The sequence below is a fragment of the Sphingomonas sp. BL-S-25 genome, from assembly GCF_055521555.1.
This window is the reverse complement of the sequence record NZ_CM145486.1, coordinates 3,811,369-3,831,253: the sequence shown is the minus strand read 5'-3', so window position 1 is coordinate 3,831,253 and position 19,885 is coordinate 3,811,369. Positions and strand designations below refer to the sequence as shown.

The 19,885-nt window shown below is 67.2% G+C and carries 13 protein-coding genes and 1 tRNA gene; 8 read left to right on the top strand and 6 right to left on the bottom strand.

What is annotated here, in order from left to right:
- Nucleotides 1-5: 5 nt before the first annotated feature.
- The 7 genes from mrdA (at nucleotide 6) to ACZ1H8_RS18535 (ending at nucleotide 8,463) form a co-directional block, all read left to right on the top strand.
- Nucleotides 6-2,000, top strand: coding sequence for a penicillin-binding protein 2 (mrdA, locus tag ACZ1H8_RS18565; RefSeq protein WP_465178694.1), 1,995 nt, complete (start codon nucleotides 6-8; stop codon nucleotides 1,998-2,000).
- Nucleotides 1,997-3,121, top strand: a complete 1,125-nt coding sequence (gene rodA, locus ACZ1H8_RS18560) for a rod shape-determining protein RodA (RefSeq protein ID WP_465178693.1) — start codon at nucleotides 1,997-1,999, stop codon at nucleotides 3,119-3,121. Before mrdA ends, rodA begins: the two co-directional genes overlap by 4 nt.
- 111 nt (nucleotides 3,122-3,232) lie before the next feature.
- Nucleotides 3,233-3,308: transfer RNA gene (locus tag ACZ1H8_RS18555), tRNA-Lys, on the top strand.
- 373 nt (nucleotides 3,309-3,681) lie between these two features.
- Nucleotides 3,682-5,187 (top strand): TolC family protein, encoded by a 1,506-nt coding sequence (locus tag ACZ1H8_RS18550; protein WP_465178691.1) that lies wholly within the window; start codon nucleotides 3,682-3,684, stop codon nucleotides 5,185-5,187.
- Entirely contained in the window at nucleotides 5,184-6,212 is a 1,029-nt protein-coding gene (locus ACZ1H8_RS18545) for an HlyD family secretion protein (RefSeq protein ID WP_465178689.1), read from the top strand. The genes ACZ1H8_RS18550 and ACZ1H8_RS18545 overlap by 4 nt, the downstream gene beginning before the upstream one ends.
- Nucleotides 6,212-7,330, top strand: coding sequence for an ABC transporter permease (locus ACZ1H8_RS18540; RefSeq protein ID WP_465178688.1), 1,119 nt, complete (start codon nucleotides 6,212-6,214; stop codon nucleotides 7,328-7,330). The genes ACZ1H8_RS18545 and ACZ1H8_RS18540 overlap by 1 nt, the downstream gene beginning before the upstream one ends.
- The gene (locus ACZ1H8_RS18535) at nucleotides 7,327-8,463 is read left to right on the top strand and encodes an ABC transporter permease (RefSeq protein ID WP_465178686.1); all 1,137 of its coding nucleotides are present in this window, start codon (nucleotides 7,327-7,329) and stop codon (nucleotides 8,461-8,463) included. The genes ACZ1H8_RS18540 and ACZ1H8_RS18535 overlap by 4 nt, the downstream gene beginning before the upstream one ends.
- Before the next feature lie 21 nt (nucleotides 8,464-8,484).
- Here the strand turns inward: ACZ1H8_RS18535 and ACZ1H8_RS18530 are convergent, their stop codons facing one another.
- Genes ACZ1H8_RS18530 through ACZ1H8_RS18520 form a run of 3 tightly spaced genes read right to left on the bottom strand, consistent with a single transcriptional unit; the run spans nucleotide 8,485 to nucleotide 11,766 of the window.
- Nucleotides 8,485-9,426 carry a family 43 glycosylhydrolase gene (locus ACZ1H8_RS18530; protein ID WP_465178685.1) on the bottom strand — a complete coding sequence of 314 codons (942 nt, stop codon included), beginning with the start codon at nucleotides 9,424-9,426 and terminating at the stop codon, nucleotides 8,485-8,487.
- 13 nt (nucleotides 9,427-9,439) lie between these two features.
- Complete coding sequence (locus ACZ1H8_RS18525; protein WP_465178684.1) at nucleotides 9,440-10,585, bottom strand: endo-1,4-beta-xylanase; 1,146 nt, start codon at nucleotides 10,583-10,585, stop codon at nucleotides 9,440-9,442.
- Nucleotides 10,586-10,617: 32 nt separating this feature from the next.
- Nucleotides 10,618-11,766 carry an aldose epimerase family protein gene (locus ACZ1H8_RS18520; protein ID WP_465178682.1) on the bottom strand — a complete coding sequence of 383 codons (1,149 nt, stop codon included), beginning with the start codon at nucleotides 11,764-11,766 and terminating at the stop codon, nucleotides 10,618-10,620.
- A 276-nt stretch (nucleotides 11,767-12,042) separates the two neighbouring features.
- Between ACZ1H8_RS18520 and ACZ1H8_RS18515 the strand changes: the two genes are divergently transcribed.
- Nucleotides 12,043-14,754, top strand: a complete 2,712-nt coding sequence (locus ACZ1H8_RS18515; protein WP_465178681.1) for a TonB-dependent receptor — start codon at nucleotides 12,043-12,045, stop codon at nucleotides 14,752-14,754.
- Between the two features lie 42 nt (nucleotides 14,755-14,796).
- Here the strand turns inward: ACZ1H8_RS18515 and ACZ1H8_RS18510 are convergent, their stop codons facing one another.
- The 3 genes from ACZ1H8_RS18510 to ACZ1H8_RS18500 all read right to left on the bottom strand — a co-directional run bounded on the left by ACZ1H8_RS18510 (nucleotide 14,797) and on the right by ACZ1H8_RS18500 (nucleotide 19,836).
- A complete protein-coding gene (locus ACZ1H8_RS18510) occupies nucleotides 14,797-16,056 on the bottom strand; it encodes a YihY/virulence factor BrkB family protein (RefSeq protein ID WP_465178680.1) in 1,260 nt (419 codons plus the stop codon).
- Nucleotides 16,057-16,120: 64 nt separating this feature from the next.
- The gene (locus ACZ1H8_RS18505) at nucleotides 16,121-19,231 is read right to left on the bottom strand and encodes a helicase-related protein (protein WP_465178679.1); all 3,111 of its coding nucleotides are present in this window, start codon (nucleotides 19,229-19,231) and stop codon (nucleotides 16,121-16,123) included.
- On the bottom strand, nucleotides 19,228-19,836 hold the full coding sequence (locus tag ACZ1H8_RS18500) for a PRC-barrel domain-containing protein (protein WP_465178677.1): 609 nt from the start codon (nucleotides 19,834-19,836) through the stop codon (nucleotides 19,228-19,230). Before ACZ1H8_RS18500 ends, ACZ1H8_RS18505 begins: the two co-directional genes overlap by 4 nt.
- Nucleotides 19,837-19,885: the final 49 nt, after the last annotated feature.

Sequence of the window (19,885 nt, the reverse complement as noted above, 5' to 3'; positions counted from 1 at the left end):
CCGCGATGCGGATCACCGAAGCTGCACAGACCTATAGTTTCTCCCGTCGCGCCGTGCTGCTCGGCGGGATCCAGGCAGGCGTGGGCGTCGTGCTGGCGGGTCGCATGACCTATCTCGCTGTGTATGAGAACAGCAAGTACAGTCTGCTCGCCGACAGCAACCGGATCAGCTCGACGCTGACTCCGCCGCGCCGCGGCTGGATCGTCGACCGCAACAACAAGCCGCTGGCGCTGAACCGCACCTCGTTCCGCGTCGACCTGATCCCCGACCGGATCGAGGACAAGACCAAGATCGTCGCACAGCTGACCGAGATCCTGAAGCTGACGCCCGAGGAAGAAGCGCGGGTCGAAACCGACCTGAAGCGCGCGGCTGGGTTCCAGCCGGTCCAGGTGGTCGAGAATCTCGACTGGGAACGCTACGCAGCTGTCAGCGTCCGCCTGCCCGAGCTGCCCGGCGTCCAGCCGAGCCAGGGCTATGCCCGCTATTACCCGCTCGGCGCGGGCTCGGCGCATCTGCTCGGCTATGTCGGTGCGGCATCCGCCGAGGACTATCGCAAGCTTCAGGACAAGCTGCTCATCACCCCCGGTTTCAAGCTCGGCAAGGACGGGCTCGAGAAGATGGAAGAGGGCGAGCTGCGCGGCAAGCCCGGTGCCAAGCGGGTCGAGGTCACCGCGCGCGGACGTCTGGTCCAGGAATTGGAAACCCGCCCGGACGTGCCGGGCAAGAACGTCAAGCTGACCATCGATCTCGGGCTGCAGGAATATGCCGCCCGCCGCCTGGGCCCCGAATCGGGCTCGGCGGTGCTGATCGACCTGCAGACCGGCGGCATCCTCGCCTTCGCGTCGATGCCGGCCTATGATCCCAACAGCTTCTCCGACGGGATCAGCCGCTCCGAATGGGCGATGCTGCGCGAGGATGAGCGCGTCCCGCTGATGAACAAGGTGCTGCAGGGCCTGTATCCCCCCGGATCGACCTTCAAGCCGGCCACTGCGCTGGCCGCGCTGGGCGGCGGCGTCGATCCCAACCGGGTCGTCTATTGCAATGGCGGCTATCAGCTCGGCAATCGCCGCTTCGGCTGCCTCGGCCGGCACGGGCCGATGACGCTCCACACCGCGATCGCGCGCAGCTGCAACACCTATTTCTACACGGTGGGCCGCGACGTGGGCCCCGACGCGATCGCGGCGTCCGCGCGCAAGCTGGGCCTGGGCGCGGAATATCCGCTGCCGCTCCCGTCGCAGAAATATGGCACCGTGCCCGATCCCGCCTGGATGCTGCGCCGGCGCAAGACCAATTGGGCGGTCGCCAACACGCTGAACATGGCGATCGGCCAGGGCGACCTGCTCGTCACGCCGCTCCAGCTGGCGGTGCTTGCCGCGCGGGTGGCGTCGGGGAAAGACATCAAGCCGCAGCTGCTCGCGGATCGCGCACATGGCGGCGCTCCGCTCGATTTCCCGCCCGAACATCTGGCGATGGTCCGCTCGGGCATGGACGAGGTCGTCAATGGCCATGGCACCGCCGGCCGCAGCAAGCTGCCCTTCCCCGACATCCGCATGGGCGGAAAGACCGGTACTGCGCAGGTGCGGCGCATCGCCGGCGGTGCGCGCGGCGGCATGAACGTGCCGTGGAAATATCGCGACCACGGCCTGTTCGTCTGCTTCGCGCCGGTCGACAATCCGCGCTACGCCGCATCGGTGGTGATCGAGCACGGCATGTCCGGATCGGGCGCCGCCGCCCCGGTGGCGCGCGACATGATGACCTATTTGTTCGATCCCGAACTGGCGATGAAGCGGCTGGCCGAGCTCGAGACCGGATGGGGCGGCGATTATCGCGCACGGATGGAGGCGCGCGCCGCGGCGTTCCGCGCCGCCCAGGCGACTCCGCCGCCGCCCCCGCCGGAGGATGCCGCCAGCGCCGCGGAAGCCACCGCGTCCGAAGCCTCGAACGCCACTGCCCGCTCCGCCGACACCGCGGCGAGCCGATCCGGGGAAGCACCCGAATGAGCCAGCTCGATCTCGGCCCGGGATTCGTCCCCTCCCCCGTCGCGCAGATGCCGTGGAAGATCATCCTGCTCGTCATCGCGATCGGGATGTTCGGCCTCGTCGTCCTCTATTCGGCGGCCGGCGGCAGCCTTCAGCCCTGGGCAATGTCGCAGGGCGTCCGCTTCTTCATCTTCCTGGCGATGGCGCTGGTCCTGTCGCGCGTGCCCGAAAGCGTGTGGGCGATGGCCGCGCTGCCGATGTATGTCGTCATCCTGGTGATGCTGGTCGGCGTCGAGGCGCTGGGCGCGGTCGCCGGCGGCAGCCAGCGATGGCTCGACCTGGGCTTCATCCGCATCCAGCCGTCGGAGCTGATGAAGCCGGCGATCGTGCTGGCAATGGCGCGCTTCTACGAGATGCTGCCAGCCTCCGACATCCGCAAGTTCAGCGCGATCTGGCCCGGCCTGATCATGATCGGACTCCCCGCCGGCCTGGTCATGCTCCAGCCCGACCTGGGCACCGCGCTGATGATCACCGCGGGCGGGGTGACGGTGATGTTCCTGGCGGGCATTCCGTTGCGGCTGTTCATCGGCAGCGCACTGATCCTCGCCATCTCGGCGCCGCTGGCGGTCAATTTCCTGCTCCACGACTATCAGCGCAACCGCGTGCTGATCTTCCTCGATCCCGAGAGCGACAAGCTGGGCACGGGCTATCACATCAGCCAGTCCAAGATCGCGATCGGATCGGGCGGAGTCACCGGCAAGGGCTTTCTCCAGGGGACGCAGAGCCATCTCGACTATCTGCCCGAGGGTCATACCGACTTCGCGCTGGCGACGATGATGGAGGAATGGGGCCTGATGGGCGGCGTCTTCCTGATCCTGGCGTTCGGCACGCTGATCGGCTGGGGGATCAATGTCGGCGTTCGCGCCAAGAGCCGCTTCGCCCGGCTGACCGCCGCCGCCCTGTCCTCGACCATCTTCTTCTACTGCGCGATCAACATGGGCATGGTCATGGGCCTGGCCCCGGTCGTGGGCATCCCGCTGCCGATGATCAGCTTTGGCGGCACGGCGCTGATGACCGTCATGATCTGCTTCGGCATCCTGATGTCGATCGACCGCGAAAGCCGCAAGGTCAGCCGCTGGTGACCTTTTTTCGCTTTTTTCAAATTAGGGTTTGCAATCCCCGAACAGGATGGTAATCGGCCGCTCCCGACGGCGGGCGCAACACCAAGAAGCGCCTCCCAAACGCCCCGGAATGGACGCATAGCTCAGTTGGTAGAGCAGCTGACTCTTAATCAGCGGGTCCTAGGTTCGAGCCCTAGTGCGTCCACCATCCTCTGTTATTGACAACAGGTATTGCGAGCAGGCTCTAAGCCGGACGGGGCAGCCAGGCCACCGTCGCTCGTTACGGCGTCGCGCCTGCCATATAGTCGGATCGGATACTGCGGATCGGTCAATCAAGTCTGCGCAGCAGCACGAAGAAGCTGCGCCGGGTCGGTTCGGCTCCACAGGATGCCGAGAAGACTGGTTGCAGGTCGCCCCGCGGTTCCCGCCATTTGCACCACCGCCGCGCTTTCGGAAGCCGATCGCGGCATCGCCGCGATTTGGGATAATCGCCCTCTCCCCTATCCTTTTCCACATTTACAATAACCGGCGGCAGGCCGAAGGATGGCCCCGCGGCAGCGAAAGGATCGAAGGGGGCAAGGATGGGCACGGAGCGGGTCATCGCGGCGGTGCTGCTGCTCGTCCCCGGTGCGACCTTGGCCGAAACAACAGCCGCACAGCAGGTGGCGGCCCCTGCTCCGGTGGCGCTGACCTTCGACAATGCCCAGGCCCGGTTCGAAGCACAGTCGGCGGCGCTCAGCGGGGCCGACAATGCGACGACGGCGGCCCGTGAGACCGAGGCCGCGGTTCGGACGCTGCGCCGCCCGCTGGTGACCGCATCGGTCCAGTATATCGAGTATCAAAAGACGCTGGCGGTGGATCTCTCCGGGCCGAAGGCCGACGCGCTCGGATCGACCCAGCAATTCCTCGCGGACCTGCCGGGCACTTTCCCGCCCGGCTATCAGGACATCGCCTCGCAGGTCACCGGGCGGCTGTCGCAGGCGCTGCCCGGCCTGTTCTCGGCGATCCCCGACGAGCTATCCTATCGCTACCGCGATGACGTGTTCCGCCCGACGGTGCAGGCGGTCATGCCGATCTATAGCGGCGGCGCCATCCCGGCGGTGCAGAACGGCGCCAGGGCCGGTGTATCACTGGCCGAGGCACAGGCCGACCAGTTGCGCGACGCGTCTCGCATCAACCTGATCCGACTCTATTTCGGGCAGCTCGCCGCCCAGTCGCTGGAGGAATCGGCGCGTGAGTCGCGCGATGCGCTAGCCAGCCTGTACAGCGACGCACAGAAGATGGAGGCGGCCGGGGTGACCCCCCGCGCGCGGACGCTGGAGGCACAGGTCGCGCGCGACACTGCCGAACGCGCCTATCAGCGCGCGGCGCTGGCGCACGACACCGCGCGCCAGGAGCTTGCCCAGGCGCTCGACCTTCCCGCGGTCCAGCCGACGACGGCGCTGTTCGTCCAGTCCCGGCCGATCCCGACGGTCGAAAGCTTTCTCGGCCGCGAGGAGCGGCTGCCGCAATCGCGCCAGGCGGATGCAGCGACCGATGTCGCGAAGGCGGGCGTCGACCTGGCTCGGTCGCGCTACCTGCCCCAGGTCTATGCGTTCGGCGAGTATAACCTCAACCGTGACCAAGCACTTCCGACCGAGCCCGACTGGGTCGTCGGCGTCGGCGCGCGCATCACGCTGATGTCCAACATCGACCGCGGCCATACGCTGGCGGCTGCCCGGGCGCGCCAGGCGGCCGCGCAGGATGGCGCCCGCGAGGCGCGCAAGAGTGCGGCCAGCGCGACCCGACGCGCCTGGGATCTGACCGAAAGTGCCCGGCGCTCCTTCCTCCTGCTCGACAGCAGCATCGCCGCGGCGGAAGAGAATTTGCGCGTTCAGCGTGTGGCGTTCCGTGAGGGCGAGGCGACGGTAACCACGGTGCTCGGGGCGGAGGCGGCACTGGCGAACGCCCGGGCGCAGCGGATCGCGACCGCCTATGAATATGACCTCGCCCTGGCCGGCCTGCTGGCCTCGTCGGGTCAGCTGGACAATTTTTCCGACTATCTCGCGCGTGCCGACATCCGGGTTGCGCCGGAGCCCGTGCGATGACCGACCCCGATCCTGTTCCCGACCCCGCTCCCGAGGCATCCCGGCGGTCTCCGCGAATGCGCTGGCTGCTCTATGCCGGCCTGCTGGTCGTCGCGCTGCTGCTCGCGCTTGGGCTGTGGCTTGCCTCGCGTCCGGCCAACCCGTCGCTTCAGGGACAGGTCGAGGCGGACTCGGTCAACGTCGCCACCAAGGCGCTGGCGCGGATCGAGGCGATCCGGGTCGAAGAAGGCGACCGGGTGAAGCCCGGCGACGTGCTGGCGACGCTGGACAGTCCGGAGATCGCCAACGGCCAGCAACAGGCCGACGCCGCGCTCGACAGTGCCCGCGCGGCGCAGGCGCTGACCGACGAAGGCGCCCGCGCGGAGGACATAGCCACGCTGCGCGCGACATGGCTGGCGGCGCAGGCGCAGGCCGATCTTGCCGCGACCAGCAGCCGCCGCGCCGACCGGCTCTATGCCGAAGGCGTGATCGCGGCGCAGCGCCGCGACGAGGCACATGCTGCCCGCGACAGCGCCGGACGCAACGCCCAGGCAGCCAGGGCGCAATATGAGAAATCGCTGGCCGGCGCCCGTCCGCAGTCGAAGGAGATCGCCGCCGCCCAGGTCCGTATCGCAGCCGCCAACGCCGCGACCGCTGGCGCGCTTCGGAAGGAAACCCAACTTGTCTCGCCGATCGGCGGCGAGGTGTCGCGGCGGCTGGTCAAGGCGGGCGAGATCGTCAGTCCGGTGCTGCCCGCGATCCAGATCATCGACGTCGATCATCCCTTTGTGCTAGTCAACGTGCCCGAGAGCCAGTTCAAGGGCATGACGCGCGACCGCATCCTCGTCGGTCGCGTGCCGGCGCTGGACCGGACCATCCGTTTCCGGGTCCAGCATATCGCGCCGCAGGGCGAGTTCGCGACCTTCCGTGCCGACCGGCAATCGCGCGGCTATGACGTGCGCGCGTTCGAGATCAAGCTGCGCCCCGCCGAGCGCGCACCGGACCTGAGGCCCGGCATGAGCGTGCTTATCGACTGGCCACAATAATGGCGTTCGTAGCGGGCCTGCGCAGCGAACTCGCCCGGCTCGCCCGCAACCGGCTCGACCTGGCGCTGCTGACCGTGATGCCGGCCATCCTGTTGCTGTCGATGGCGGCGATGATCTTTCCGGGATCGTTGAGCGAACTCAAGGTCGTCGTCGTCGACCGCGACGGCGGCCCGGTCGCGCGGGCGATCCTGCGCACCCTCGACGCCTCCCCCCGGCTGCGACTTGTCGGCGTCACACCGCAATCGGCCGACGCACTCGCCGCCGTGCGGCGCGAGGAAGCACAGGCGGTGCTGATCATTCCGCACGATGTCGGCAGCCTGCGATCGCCCCAGCCGGTCGAGATCCTCTATCAGGCGCAGTTCCTCGCATCGGGATCGCTGGCATCCACCTATCTCCAGCTGGCGGCGGCCGAGGCGCTGGGGGAGGCAGCGACCGAACAGGGACGGCTGATCGGGCCCGGCGCGCCCGGTCAGGTCACCGGCATCCATGTCCGCCTGCTGGGCAATCCGACACTCAGCCTCGAGTGGTATCTCGGACTGTTACTCGGACCCGGCGTGCTTCACCTCGCCATCGCAGTCACGACCATCGCCTCGCTTGGCAAGTTGATGGAAGGCAAGTCCTTCGCCGCCTTCGCACGCAGAACGCCCGGGCCGGCCGCCTGGCTGATCGGCCGGATGACGCCGCATGTCGTTGCGGGCACGCTGTGGGGCACGCTCTGGATGCTGTGGCTCATCCTCGCGCGTGGCTACCGGCTGGAGGGCAGCCTCGCGATCCTGCTGGCGGGCATGGTCCTGCTGTTCGTCGCCACCGTCTCGATCAGCCTGTTCATGATCGTCGTCACGCGCGAAGTTGCAACCGCCTTGTCAGGTGCGGTGATCGTCGCAGGATCCGCACTTGCCTATTCGGGGGCGTCGTTGCCGGTCAACGGCGCCTCCTGGTTCGTCCAGCTGTGGAACGCGGTGCTTCCGCTCACCCATTATCTGCGGCTTCAGATGGACGAGGCGATGGGGGCGTCGCTCCGGCCGATCCTGGTCGAGGCAGGCGCCCTGCTCCTCTATCCCCTGTTGCCGGGCGCGATCGGCCTGTGGCTGGTCGCTCGCGCGGGCAAGCGGGCATGAAGCGCTTCCTGGCCGCGTTCGAGGCGACCTTCTTCGAAGTGCTGGGCGCGCGCGAACTGCTGTCGCTCGCGATCGTCTCGGTGATCTTCTACGCCTTTTATTACCCCGCACCCTATTCGCAGCAGCAGGCGCTGGCGCTGCCGATGGTGACGGTCGATCAGGACCGCACCCCATTGTCGCGCGCGATCGTGCGCGGGCTGGGCGACAACCGATCCGTCCAGATCATCGCCGAGGTTCCCGACCTGATGGCCGCGCGCCAGCTGGTGCGCGACCGGCAGGCCGACGGCATCCTGTATCTGTCCAAGGGGTTCGAAGCATCCGCCCTGGCCGGGCGCCCCGGCGCGGGCGTCGCGGTGATCGTCAACGGCACCTATTTCGCCCGAGCCCAGGGGGTCGCGCGCGCATTGGGCGAGGTCATCGCCGACCAGGCGAAACGCGTCGCGACGCGGATCGGCATTGGCGAGGATCGCGATCCCGCCGCGCTGATCCGACTGCAGCCGCTGTTCAACACGACCGGCGGCTATCGCGACTATGTGTTCCCGGCGATCGCCAACATCATCCTGCAGCAGACCTTGCTGTTCGCCGCCGCCCGCCTGATCGCCGAGCGCCGCCGCCGCGGCCTGGTGCGGCAAGGGGGCGCCGACGCCGTCGGCACCTGGGCGGCATTCGTGCTGCTAGGCTGCTTCGCCGGCCTGTTCGTGTTCGGCTTCGCCTTCTGGATCCAGGATGTGCCCCGCGCGGGCAATGTGCCGGGCTTGCTGGTCGCGCTGCCGCTGTTCGCGGCAGCCGTCAGCGCGCTCGGGCTTTGGCTCGGCAGCTTCTTTCGCAACGGCGACGACGCGCTCAAGGTGCTGATGCCGACGTCGCTGCCGCTCGCCTTCCTCGCCGGCTTCGCCTGGCCGCTGGACGAGATGCCCGACTGGATCGCGACGCTGGCCTGGCTGTCGCCGGCGACCGCGGCGATGCACCTGTTCGTCCGCCTCAACCAGATGGGCGCCTCGCTTGCCGAAAGCAGCGGTCCGTTGATGATCATGACCGCCCTGGCGATAGCCTACGGCCTGTCCTGGCTCTGGCGATCGAGGCGACGCAGCGGTGAAGCCGCGCAACCCGCGCCCGCTACCGAGACCGCCTGACCGGCAGCCCCTGCCAGATGCCTATTTGCCGCCGCCCATTTCGATCGGCAGGATCTGGCCGAACTTGTCGTAGCTGATCGGCTGGATCGCGACGCGGCGCTCGTCGCTGTACGGACCGTTGCCCTTCTTCCCTTCCCAGCGATGATAGACGATCTGCCAGTTGCCCGCCGGATCGCGGACGAAGCTGTGGTGCCCCGGCCCCTTGTACTTGCGGTTGCTCTCGAGGATCGCGCCCCGATATTTCCATGGGCCAATCGGGCTCGGCGCCATCGCGTAATGCACTCGGTAGCTGGCGTCGTTCCACTTTCCGCCGCTGTACGACAGATAATAGATGCCGTTGCGCTCATGCATGAACGGCCCTTCGGTAAAGGCCGGCGGCTGGTCGACTGAAACCTCGCGCGCGATCGTCACCATGTCGGGGTTGAGCTCGAACACGCGGAGCTTCGCGCCCGCGCTGCCCCCGGCATAGAGATAGGCCTTGCCCGACTTGGGGTCGACGAACACGGCGGGATCGATCGCCTCGAACCCGTCGCCTCCGGTCAGCAGCGGTTTGCCGCTGTCGGTGCAGGGACCGGCCGGCCCGCTGCAGGTGGCGACGCCCAACCGGCTCGGCGTCGGGTTCTGCGGACCGACCGAATAGTAGAAATAATAGCGGCCGTTCGCCTTCACCATATCGGGCGCCCAGAGATAGTGGCGCGACGCCCGGTCGTCGCGGATCCATCCGATATCCTTCTGCGCGATCAGGTCTCCGCTGCGCACGAAGGTGACGCCGTCGGGGGAGCTCCACGCGCTCAGCCGCTCGCCCTGCCCGGCCGAGGTCGGGTAGATCCACAATTTGCCGCCGTCATAATCGGCATCCGGATCGGCACCGACCAGCACTGACTTCACCTCCTGAGCCGCCGCCGGAGCGGCGCACAGCGATCCCGCCAGCGCCGCGATCAGCGCCCTGCGAAGCTTCGACATCGGATGTGCTCCCTCAGTAGACCGTCGGCGGCACCACGCCCTTGGGCGAGGTGGCCAGGCGGCGGATCAGGTCGGTCTCGGCCTTGCGGTACGGGGTGCCGTCGTTGCGGAACACCTCGTGGAACCAGATCGTCGGCTCCGCCTTGGTGTACGGCTTTTCCCAGCTGTCCCACGGGAAGCGGGTCTGCGACTTGCCGTCGACAAAGCCCCAGTTGAACATGCCGATGTTCATCCGCTTGCCGATCGGCAGCGTGCCATCAAAGGTCGATCCGTTGCCGCGCGCCATATATTCGGTGCACAGCACCGGGCGGCCATAGCTCAGCATCTGCTTCGCGCGACGTTCGAACTGTTCGGGCCAGTTATAGTCGTGGAAGCTGTTGATGTCGCTGCGGCTCACCTGGATCCGCTCGACCGCGTCGAGGCTCGCATGCTTGTCCCAGGTCTCGCCGATCCACAGCCCGCTGGTCAGCGGCTGGGTCGGATCCGCGGACTGGGCCCAGTCGAACACCTTGTCGAGCAACCCGGCGACCAGTTGCGTCTTGTTCGGGGTCGGCTTGTAATTGCCGCCGCCACCGTTGTTCGGCTCGTTCCACACGTCCCATGCCAGGATGCGATCGTCCTTGGCGAAATGCCCGACCACGTCCTTCACATAGCCTTCGAGCTTGTTGTACTGGCTCTTGTCGGCGAGCCGCGCGGCGCCCGGCGCCTGCATCCAGCCGGAGTTGTGGACGCCCGGGATCGGCGGGCGCTGAGGTCCGGCGACCGGGTCGGGATCCCAGCAGCTGTCGAACAGCACGAACATCGGACGGATCTTGTGCTTGGCCGCGATCGTCAGGAACTGGTCCATCCGCCGCTTCAGCCCCTCGGGATCATTCTCCCACAGCATGTTGTGCAGATAGACGCGCATCGTGTTCATGCCGAGGCTCTCGGCCCAGCCCAGTTCCAGATCGATCCGAGCGGGATCGAACGTCTCGGCCTGCCACATCTCGAACTGGTTGATCGCATTCGCCGGATTGTAGTTGGCGCCCACCAGCCAGGGCTGCTTGTCGTACCAGGTCTTGGCGGCGGGCTTGCTCCAGATGTCGCGCGCGTCCGCGGGCGCGGCGGTCGCCAACAGCGCGAACGCCGTCGAGGCGATAAGGAATGTACGGCGAAGCATCGTGTCTCTCCTGAAAGTCGGTTCTGCGGCGCTCAGCGGCGCGGCGCGGCCTGACCGGTGGTCAGGCGATAAGTCATGACGTTGCGATAGGTCTGGCCCGGCTCCAACCGCGCCGATCCGAAGCCGGGGCGGTTGGGCGTATCCGGAAAGATCTGGGGCTCCATCACGATGGCGTCGCCACCTCGATAGACGCGCTTGGCCTTGCCGTGGCTGGTGCCGTCGAGGAAGTTGCCCGAATAGAATTGCAGGCCGGGCTGGTTGGACCACAGTTCGAACCCGCGGCCCGATGCCGGATCCTGCACCCGCGCCATCAGATGCTGGTCTGGCGTCACCGTGCGGCCGATCACCCAATTATGGTCATAGCCGCGACCCCAGACGATCTGCTGGTCGCGCGCGTCGCGGACCCGCGCCCCCACTGCGGTGGGGGTGCGAAAATCGAACACCGTCCCGCGGACGGGCCGGATCTCCCCGGTGGGGATCGCGCCGTCGTCGGTCGGGGTATAGCCCTGCGCCGGGATGGTCACGACATGCCCCATCGCGCCGTTGGCCGACCCCTCGCCCGACAGGTTCCAATAGGCATGGTTGGTGATGTTGACGATCGTCGCCCGGTCAGTCGTTGCCTTATACTCGATCGTCAGGTGGTTCTGCTCGTCGAGGCTGTACGTCGCGTCCACGGTCATGGTGCCGGGATAGCCCTGATCGCCATCGGGGCTGACATAGCGCAGCGTGACCGATGCGGTCGGGCCGGAGCGTACCGACACGACGTCCCACAGCACCTTGTCGAACCCCATGGTCCCGCCATGAAGCGAATTGACCCCGTCATTGACCGGCGTTTGATACTGCCTGCCGTCCAGCGTGAAGCGTCCCCGCGCGATCCGGTTGGCGAAGCGACCGACGGTGCTGCCGAAGAATTGCGGCTTCTTCACATAGGCGTCGATCGTGTCGTAACCGAGTGCCACGTCCGCCTTGCGCCCATTGCGATCGGGCATGATCAGTGACTGGAGCGAGGCACCATAGGCAATCACCGTGGCCGAGACGCCGCGCCCATTGGTCAGCGTCACCGAGGGCACCTGCCGCCCGTCTGGCAGCTTGCCGAATGTCGAGCGCTTCGCCTCCGCGGCCAGCGTCGGAGACGCTCCGAACGCGAGCGCGGCAAGTGCCGTTGCCGCCAAGATCCTCATCCCCTGCATCCCTCATCCTTTTCTCGTTGCGCGCGCCAATGGCTCCCACACAGCCCGGGAGACACGCATCACTAGAAAACATATATATCGGATAAAATAAAGTCCTGGTTGTGATGATTTTTCGGGCAAAACTGATCCAAGCTTCTAGGAATGTTGCCGAAAAAGCACAGCGTCGTATAGATATGATAAATCACTTGTAACTGCCGGTCATGGCGCAGTATGGCGACCCCGTAACCCCCTTACGAAAAGGGGGCTGGACATTTGGGGAGGTGGCCCATGCGCCGGAAAGCATTTATTCTCAGCTCGACTTCGTTTCTCCTCTTCGCAGGGGCGGCTCCCGCCTTCGCGCAGGATACGCCACCGGTAACCAGCGCCGAGCGCGATCAGGGCACGCCCGCTGCGGCCGCCGACGAGGGCGAGGAAATCGTCGTTCAGGGCATTCGTCGCAGCCTTCAGAGCACTCAGGCAATCAAGCGTGACTCGATCCAGCAGGTCGATTCGATCGTCGCCGAGGATATCGGTAAGCTGCCCGACATCGCCGTATCCGACACCGCGGCCCGTATCGCCGGTGTTCAGGTCAATCGCTCCGGCGGTGAGGCCTCGGGCGTGCTGGTGCGCGGCCTGCCCGACTTCACCACGACCTATAACGGGCGCGAGATCTTCACCGCCGAAACTCGCATCGTCGCGCTGCAGGACTTTCCATCCTCGGCGATCACCGCGCTGGAAGTGTACAAGTCGACGACCGCCAATCTGGTCGAGGCAGGTCTGGCCGGCCTGATCAACGTGCGCTCGCGGCGTCCGTTCGATTATGACGGGCTTGAGATTGCGGGTTCGGTCTGGGGTGTTCACACGGCGGAAGCCGGCGCGGTCACGCCCAATGGCAACATCCTGATCAGCGATCGCTGGGACACGGGGATCGGCGAGATCGGTATCCTGGCCAATGCCTCGTTCACCAAGCTGACCTATCTCGACACCCAGCCGTCCAATACCGATTTCATCGCCGATCCGGAGATCAACGGCCAGCGCGTCCGCCTGCCCGATATCGCGCGTCTGAATTACAACAGCGGCACGCGCTGGCGCCCGTCGGTGAACGTCGCCGCGCAGTGGCGGCCGAACAGCAGCCTCGAATTCTATATCGAGGGCCTCTATCAGGGCTTCCGCCACCAGATTTCGGACCGCAATTTCGAAGCGCCGCTTTATGGCGGAACGGTCACCGATCTCCAGTTCCGCCCGGGCACCAACCTGGTGTCGAGCGGCGTGGTCACCGGATCACCGGGTGCGATCTTCTCGTTCCAGGGCGCGACCTACAATAAGACCGACACCTATCAGGGGGCGATCGGCGGCATCTACGATTCCGGCCCGCTGCGCATCACCGCCGACTTCGCCCGCACCGAGAGCACCTTCGTCGGCTCGACAGAATCGATCGACCGCACGGTGCGCGGCGTGCAGAGCGTCGCGTTCGACCTCGAACGCCCGGGCTTCACCATTCCGACGCTGAACCCGGCCGATGCGAGCAACTATTATTTCGACGGCCTGTATGAAGAGGCGCAGCGCTCGACGGGCCAGGACTATCAGGCACGCCTCGACGTCGAATATCAGCTCGACGCCGGGCCGCTCCGTTCGATCCAGCTTGGCGTGCGCTATACCGACCGCGATGCGCACCGCGAATTCGGCAACCGCTTCTCGGGCTTCCGGTCGCGCAACATCCTGCAAAGCGCGCTGCCCCTCGAGATCGGCAGCGTCCAGGCGGGTAACCGCGCGACGCACGACAATTTCTCGACATGGCTGGCCCCTACCTATGACAGCGTGCGCGACAATCTCGCGCAGCTGCGCCAGTTCGTGATCGACCTGGGCCCGCGCGACAGCGGCTTCGGGACGTTCACGACCGGCGCTGTCGATCCGAACCCCGAATCCCGGTACGACGCGAACGAGAAGACCTATGCCGCCTATGGCCAGATCAACTACAAGTTCGGCGACTTTGCCGATGGCGTGATCGGCATGCGCGTGGTCAAGACCAAGGTCAGCATCGACGGCACCTCGCTGATCGTGCCGGACGCCGGAGGCGCCGCGGTGCCGACCCCGGTCTCGGCGGAACGCGACTTCACCGATTATCTGCCCAATGCCAGCGTGCGCTTCCACCTGACCGACAGGGTGCAGCTGCGTCTTGCCGCGACCCAGACCCGCACCCGCCCGACCTTCGGCCAGCTCAACCCCTCGGCGAATCTCGGCCAGCCGGGCAATCAGCCCAATCCGAGCGATCCCTACACCAACGCGCGGCGCGGCGGCGGCGGCAATCCCGATCTCAAGCCACTCGAATCGAACAATTATGACGCGTCGCTCGAATATTATTTCGCGCCGGCCGGCTTCGTGTCGGTCGCCGCGTTCCGGCGGGATCTGAACGGCTTCATCCAGAATGAGGACCAGCGCTTCATCGATCCGGTGCTGGGCCCGATCATCCTGTCGCGGCCGATCAACACCGGCAAGGGCCGGATCGACGGTGCCGAGGCTCAGGTCTCGACCTTCCTCGACTTCGCGTTCCTGCCCGACTTCCTGCACCGGTTCGGTGTCGCTGCGAACTACACCTATCTCGACGCCAAGACCGGTTTCCCGACCAGTTCGGGTCAGCTGACGCTGGATCGCATCCTGGGCGTCTCGAAGCACACCTATAATGTGGCGGTGTTCTACGAGAGTCCGGCGCTGTCGCTGCGCATGTCGTACAACAAGCGTAGCCAGACGCTGGAAACGCGTCAGGATCGCGGCAATGACGTCTATCTCGAATATGGCGAGCCGGCGGCCCGTCTGGACTTTTCCAGCAGCATCAACTTCGCGAAGAACACCGCCTTCTTCTTCGATGCGACCAACCTGCTGGGCGATCCGTACCGGGTGACGCTCAGTTCCGCACGCGACGGTGCGCCGCGCGCGGACTATGTCCGCTTCCTCCGTTACGAGGAGCGGACCTTCACCGCGGGCCTGCGCTTCCGCTTCTGACGCGCGTGAGGGGCGACGGTATTTCGCCGTCGCCCCGCCAGGTCAGTCCTCGCTCGCCTCGACCCGCTCGCGGCCGAACCAGGCGAGCGCCCCGGCACCTGACAGCAGCAGCACTCCGGCAGCAGCACGCCCCCGCCGTTTCAGCAGCATCAGCCCGCCCGTCGCCATCAGCGTCGGCAATCTGGCTGGAATGCTCAGCCCGGCGAGGCGACCCGCCCGCGCCGATGTGCGGGCCACCGCATAGTCGGCGACCAGTGAGGGCCGGTCGGGTGTCTTCGCCGGCACCGCTTTCTCTCCAGGATCCGCGGTCGCCGAGTTCGGACCGGGGCCTGCCTTAGGGTCAGGCTCCGGCCCGCTGGCGACGGTATCCGCCGCGAAGGCACCGCGCTGGCCCATCGGCCGTTCCACACCACGCGTCGTGTCGCGCACCGTCTGGCGCTCCAGCTCGCAGTTCAGCTCCGCGCCGAGCAGCAGGACATAGGCGGAGAGATACAGCCAGGTGAGCAGCACGATCGCCGCGCCCAACGAGCCATAGGTCGCGTCGTAATTGCCGAAATTCGCGACATAGACGCCGAACCCCAGCGTCATGATCATCCAGCTGATCGAGGCAAGCACCGATCCCGGAGTCAGCCAGCGCCATTTCGCCTCATGGCGATCGGGTGCGAAGCGGTAGAGGCTGGCGGCCGCCGCCGAACCGAGCGCGGCCATCGCCAGATACGAGACCAGCTTGCCGATCACGATCAGGAAACCCGGCGTCCCGGGCAGCAGCGCCTCGAGCCCGGCCATCGCCGCGATCGACAGGATCGCGACCACCGCCAGCACCGCCGCGACCGCCGTGATCCCCAGCGCGACCAGGTTCAGCTTCACGAAGCCGCGCGTCTCGTCCTCGTCATAGGCGATGTTCAGCGCGGTGATGATCGCCGATGCGCCCTTCATCGCCCCGTACAGCGCGATGCCGATCGCCAGGATGAGCCCCAGCCCCTTCTTGCCGTCCGACGTCTCGACGATATTCGCCAGCTGCTCGCCGATCAGCCGCGCGGCATCCGCCGGCATCATCGACGTCAGTTCCTGCATATGCTCGACCACCGTCACGGGGGTCGCGATGATGCCATAGCTCAGCACGACCGCGCCCAGCATCGGCACCATCGCCAGCACCGCGCAAAAGGCGACGCCCGACGCGATCAGCCCGATATTGTCCTGCCCCGACTCCCGCCACGCGCGCAGCAGCACGTCCTTCCATCCCGCGGCCGGGATGGCCCAGGGTGTCACCGCATCGCGGCCATGTCCTTGTGATGCTGTCATTCCTGTCCCCTGTCGATCAGGACGAACCAGCGGACGGGCACTCCGTTCCGGGAAGGATCTGGTCTCAGGCCGCCAGTTTCTCCAGGAGATGCTGGACCTTCTCCACCGCCTGCCCGTCCTCGACCGGCTCCAGCAACAGCCAACGCCCGTTGCGATGGACCAGCCCGATCTCATCCGCCGACGCCTCGAATTCCGGCCGCGGCGTCAGGGCGATCGCCGAGGGGCCGGCATCGACCCGCGCGACATGCGCATGACGCGCGGCGACGCCCAGCCGGACATGCGCGATCAGCGTGGCCGCCCCCTCCGGAAGCGGCCCGAACCGATCGACCAGTTCCTCCTCGAACGCATCGATCTCGGCCTCGCTCGTCAACCGGGCGACGCGGGCATAGAGCGTCAGCCGGACATCGGCCTCGGGGATCCAGTTTTCCGGCAAGGTGCCGCCGCCACCCAGGTTGAGCTCGGGCGCCCATCGCTCCACGGCCTCGCCGCGCGCCCGGCGCAGCGCTGCGCCCAGCAGATGCTGGTACAGGTCGATGCCGATCAGCTTCATATGCCCCGCCTGGGTATCGCCCAGCAGGTCGCCGGCACCGCGAATGTCCAGGTCGCGCGCGCTGATCTCGAATCCTGCGCCCAGCCGGTCGAACGCCGCCAGCGTGCGCAGCCGCTTGAGCGTCCGCTCGCCGATCGCATCCTCCTCGCGCGTCAGCAGGATGACCTGGCCGCGCCGGTTGCCGCGGCCGACCCGCCCGCGCAACTGGTGAAGCTGTGCCAGGCCGAACCGGTCCGCGCGCCACACGATCATCGTATTGGCCTTGGGCACGTCCAGCCCCGCTTCGATGATGTTGGTGGCGAGCAATATGTCGCCCTGCCCTTCGGCAAAGCCGACCATCGCCGCATCGATCTCGGCGGCCGGCATCTTGCCATGCGCCTCGACCAGAGTGAGTTCGGGCACCGCCTTTTTCAGCTTTGCGGCGACGCCGGCCATGTCCTCGATCCGCGGCACGACGACGAAGCTCTGCCCCTTGCGTCCCTTCTCGCGCAGCAGCGCGGTGCGCACTCGGGTGTCGTCATACTGGTCCAGGCTGGTGCGGATCGGCTGGCGCCGCGCCGGCGGCGTGGCGATGACCGAGATTTGCTGCAGTCCGACCAGCGCGGTCTGCAGCGTGCGCGGGATCGGCGTCGCGCTCAGCGTCAGTAAATGGGTCTCGCCCGACCCGCGCAGCTTCGCCTTGTCGGCGGCACCGAAGCGCTGCTCCTCATCGACGATGACGAGCCCCAGTCGGGCGTAGCGCACGCCCTTTGCCATGACCGCGCCGGTGCCGATGACGATGTCGATGCTGCCATCGGCAAGACCGGCCTTGACCGCCTTCTTCTCCGATGCGCTGGACAGGCGCGACAGGCCGGCAACGGTCAGGCCGCTGCCCTCGAAGCGGCGCTGGAAACTGGCCAGATGCTGGCGCACCAGCACGGTCGTCGGCGCGGCCAGGATCACCTGATGCCCGGCTAGCGCCGCCAGCGCCGCCGCGCGCAGTGCGACTTCGGTCTTGCCATAGCCGACATCGCCGATGACCAGCCGGTCCATCGGCTTGCCGCTGGCGAGGTCGGCCCGGACCGCGGCGATCGCCCGCGTCTGATCGGCGGTCTCGTTGAACGGGAAGCTGGCGGCGATCCGCTCATAGGCGGCGGCATCGGGCGCGAGCACCGGCGCCTCCAGCTTCGCGCGCGCCGCGGCGATCGCGGCCAAGCCCGCGGCGCTTTCCTCGATCGCCTCCTGGATCTCGGCACGGCGCTTGATCCAGCTCGACCCGTCGAGCTTATCGAGCGTCACGGCGCCCGGATCGGCACCATAGCGCCACAGCCGGTCGCATTCGTCGACCGGCACCAGCCGGCGTGCGCCGCCGGCATATTCCAGCGCGATCATCTCCCCGCCGGGATTGGCCGGATCGGGCTCCAGCCCGATGATCATGCCGACACCGTGATCCTCATGAACCACGACGTCGCCGATCCTGATCTCTCCGCCGCGAAGCAGGACCTCGGCATGCGAGGGCGGCGCGTCTCCGCTCGACGCCCGGCTGCCGAGCAGATCGGCGGCGGCGATCAGCACGATCCGGTCGTCGACGAAACCGGCATGGACCGGCAGTTCGATCCGCCCCGCCTCGCCCGCGTTCAGCTGCTCTACCGCGCTCCAGTCCGGCAATTCTGCCAGGCTCAGCCCCAGTCGCTTGGCAACCCGCCCGCGAAGGAAGCGCAGGTCGCGCTCATGCCCGGCCAGCACCAGCGCGCGCGTTTCCAGCAACGGCCGGACGAACCGGTCCATCGTCGCCATCGGCGAACGCGCCTGCGAAAAATGCGGGATCTCCTGCCCCGGCTCGCCAATCGACAGTGGCTTACAGCTGGCAATCTCCTGAGCCCAGCTGGCGTCGTCGATCGCGTCGAACGCAGCCTCCCGGCCGCGAGCGGCATCGGCGGCCAGCTCCAGGAACCGCAGGCGTCGCCGGTCAGCACGCTCGGACAGGAAGAGCCCGGCGGGCTTCAGATGCGCCAGGATCGATCCCGTCTCCTCGCTCTCCGGTTCGGACGCCCGGCCGATCTCCAGCATCTCGATCTCGCCAACGCTGCGCTGGGTGATCGGATCATAGCTGCGGAGTGCCTCGACGCGCCCCTCGGCGATGTCGATCCGCGCCGGCATGCCGGCATCTGCCGGGAACAGGTCGATCACATCGCCGCGAACCGCCATCTCGCCGGGCTCGTCCACCCGGTCGTCGGCGATATAGCCAAGCTCGAGCAGCTGGTCGGGAAAGGTCTCGAGATCGATCGCGTCGCCGGCACGCAGCAGCGGCGGCGCGCGGTCGAACGCCTCGGGCGGCGGATAGCGGCGGGCGGCCGCCTCCCCGCTCATCACGCAGGCAAGGTGCGGGCGTTTCTTCTCCTGCTGTGCCACACGCAGCGCGCGGAGTGCCGCGACCCGCGCGCCGATATTGGCGGGCGAAGCAGGCGCCAGATCGCCCGGCAGCGTGTCGCTGGAGGGGAGGAAGATCACGCGCGCCTTCGGCGCCATCGCCCGCAATGTTGCCGCCAGCGCCTGCGCCTGCTGGTCGTCATCGGCCAGGCACAGCATGTCTCGGCTGGACAGCTCGCGAACGATCCGGCTGGCGATCCATGCGAGATTGCTCATGCCGCCCGCTCCCGCACCGGCTCGGCCTCGGCCGGCCACTCGCCTGCCTCCAGCGGTTCGATGGCCTCGAACTCGGCCTTCGCCATGCGCAGCGTCAGCTCGTCGCATCCGAATGCGATCCGCCCGTGCGGCACGGCGCGCAACTGCTCCTCGATCCCGCCGATCCCGCCCGAGGCGACCACGACATAGCTGATGCTACCGGTGTCGCATTCGATCAGCGATTCCACGCCCTTGCCGACCGCCTCGCCGGCCTGGTCGACGACCTGCTTTCCCGCGATACCGGTCGCGGTGAACAGGGTGGGCGATGCCGACCGGCGGCTGGCATGGGTGGCGGACTTGCCGCCATCCTCATAGACGCTCTGCCGCCCCAGCCAGCGCCAGATGCCGACCAGGTTGACCACGGTCAGAAACGCATTGCTGGCGACCAGATTATTCTGGCCCGACGTCAGCCCGACGATCGACCAGCAGATCGAGCCCACGGTGAACACCACGAACCCCCATCCGGTGACCCGTGCGCCCAGATTGGCCGCGGTCATCATGGCGGCGATCATCGTCGCGACCGGCGCGACCCACCCTGCGATCGTTTCCAGCTTCTGGCCCTCCACTGGCCCCGGGACGGGGTTGGCGAGCAGCGCTAACGGTATGAGAAGTCCA